This window comes from Kribbella sp., assembly GCF_035687465.1.
Taxonomy (GTDB): Bacteria; Actinomycetota; Actinomycetes; order Propionibacteriales; family Kribbellaceae; genus Kribbella.
This window is the reverse complement of sequence record NZ_DASRXP010000221.1, coordinates 1-2340: the sequence shown is the minus strand read 5'-3', so window position 1 is coordinate 2340 and position 2340 is coordinate 1. Positions and strand designations below refer to the sequence as shown.

Annotated in this window: 2 protein-coding genes; one reads left to right on the top strand and one right to left on the bottom strand. The window is 69.3% G+C overall.

The window, feature by feature from the left end; genetic code table 11:
* Window positions 1-113: 113 nt before the first annotated feature.
* Window positions 114-1469, top strand: coding sequence for a DNA polymerase IV (locus VFG33_RS11155; protein ID WP_325025224.1), 1356 nt, complete (start codon window positions 114-116; stop codon window positions 1467-1469).
* Here VFG33_RS11155 and ddaH read toward each other — a convergent pair.
* Window positions 1438-2205, bottom strand: a complete 768-nt coding sequence (ddaH, locus tag VFG33_RS11150; RefSeq protein ID WP_325025222.1) for a dimethylargininase — start codon at window positions 2203-2205, stop codon at window positions 1438-1440. The two genes, VFG33_RS11155 and ddaH, sit on opposite strands and share 32 nt — an antisense overlap.
* Window positions 2206-2340 lie beyond the last annotated feature (135 nt).

The window sequence follows — 2340 nt, the reverse complement described above, 5'->3', positions numbered from 1 at the left end:
CCACTGCCGCGGAAAGCTCGCCATGCCCGGATCCTGCCCGACGATGTCTGTTCTCCCGAGGCCGGGTGCGGTCGGTGCGCGGAATTGTCGGTGCGGGCGGGGAGACTGTCGGGGTGCGTGCCGACCCGTCGATCCTGGATGTCGACCTGGACGCGTTCTTCGCGGCCGTCGAACAGCGGGACAAGCCCTCCCTGCGTGGCAAACCTGTCGTCGTGGGTGGGATCGGGCTGCGCGGAGTCGTGTCCACCGCGTCGTACGAGGCCCGCAAGTACGGAGTGCGGTCCGCCATGTCCACCGCCGAGGCGCGATCCCGCTGCCCGCACGCGGCGTACCTGGGGCCGCGTTTCGACGTCTACCGGAAGACGAGCGAGGCGGTGATGGCGCAGATGCGGGCGCTGTCGCCACTGATCGAGCCGCTCTCTGTCGACGAGGCGTTCGTGGATCTCACGGCGGCCGGGCTGAGCAACCTCACCGTCGAGGACGTGCAGGCGATCGCCGAGGAGCTGAAGGCGTCGATCACAGAGGTCAGCGGCGGCCTGACCGCATCGGTCGGCGCCGGCACGTCCAAGCTGATCGCGAAGATCGCCAGCGATCTCGACAAGCCCGACGGGGTGGTCGTCGTTCCGGCCGGCACCGAGGCGGACTTCCTCGCGCCGATGCAGGTGACGGTGATCCCGGGCGTCGGTCCGGTGACGGCACAGCGCCTCAGCATGGCCGGCGTGCGGACGGTCGCCGATCTCCAGCAACTCGACCCCGACGAGCTGATCCGCCAGGTCGGCTCGTCGCACGGCAGCAGCCTGCACCGGCTCGCGATCGCCGCCGACGACCGGCCGGTGGTCAGCGACCGGGAGACCAAGTCGGTCAGCGTCGAGGACACCTTCGAGACCGACATCATCGACCGGTCGTTGCTGACGGCAATCGGCGACCGGATGGCGCTCCGGGTCTCCGAGCGGCTGCAGAAGGCCCAGCTCTCCGGCCGGACCGTCACGGTGAAGACCCGGATGCACGACTTCACCACGCACACCCGCTCCTTCACGCTGGCTGGGCCGACGGACGATCCGCGGGTGATCTCCCGGGTGGCGCGACGGCTGCTGGAGGACAGCGACATCTCCGGCGGAATCCGGCTGCTCGGCGTCGGGGTCTCGTCGCTCGCGGACTGGATCCAGGACGATCTCTTCACCGAGAGCGAGACCGCGGAGGCGCCGCTCGAAGAGGTGGAGATGCCGGAGCGGCCCCGCGAGCGGCAAGCCGGGTACTACCCGGGCCAGGACGTCGTGCACACCCAGTACGGCGAGGGCTGGGTCTGGGGCTCGGGCCGTGGCCGGGTCACCGTCCGCTTCGAGACCGCCCAGACCGCACGCGGCCCGGTCCGCACCTTCGCCATCGAAGACCCCGCATTGCAGACGCTGGCAGCTCTCCGCCTCGCCGAGGCGGAGCTCACTGACGAAGGCGAACCGACAGGCACGTGACGCAGCCCTCGAGCTTCTCGAACTCGCTGATGTCGACGACGACCGGCGTGTACCCGAGTTCGCGGAAGAGCTCCGCGGACTGGGGCGCCGAGGCGGCCATCAGGAGGCGGTCGTCTCCCAGCAGCACGACATGCGAGCCTGCTTCCTCGGGCACGGGTCTGAACGATTTGAACGCGGTGGTGTCGTCCACGAGTGGCTCATACCCGATCACAGTCCCGTCCGGCAGGGCCGTCACCGCTGACTTGAGGTGCAAGACCTTGCTGACCGGTACTGCGATGACGTCGGCCCCGAGTGGTTCCAGGAACTGGCGGAGCTGGTTGATCCCCTCGTGGTTGGTGCGGCCACCGAGGCCGGCGTACACGGTGGTGCCGACCTTCAGGATGTCGCCGCCGTCGAGGGTGCCGGGTTCGGTGATCCGGGCGATCCGGTAGCCCCTGGCCGCGACCGCGTACTCCGCGTCCGCGGCCTCCGGGCGTCGTTCATCGGCGCCTGCCCGGGCGATCACGGCGAGATCCCGGTAGACCACCATCGTGTCCTCGACGAACACGCCGTCGGGGCATTCGTCGATCGGCGGCACCTCGACGCAGGTCCAGCCGGCCCCGACCAGGGCGTCGACGTACTGCTGCCACTGTTCGGCGGCGAGTTGGACGTCGACCGGGACGCGTTCGATATGGGTGATCAAGCCGTCGGCGAGGCGGGAACCGGGGCGGCGGACGAGTGCGCGGAGTGGTGCCATCAGCGCAGATTAACCGTTTCAGGCGAATTTGCCGGGGTACCGGGCTGGGACGCGAGAGCCTTGGGAGGTCGACGGATGCCGAAGATCCTGCAGCAAACCGGTGGTGACGTGGTCGAGATCATCCTCGCCGACCAC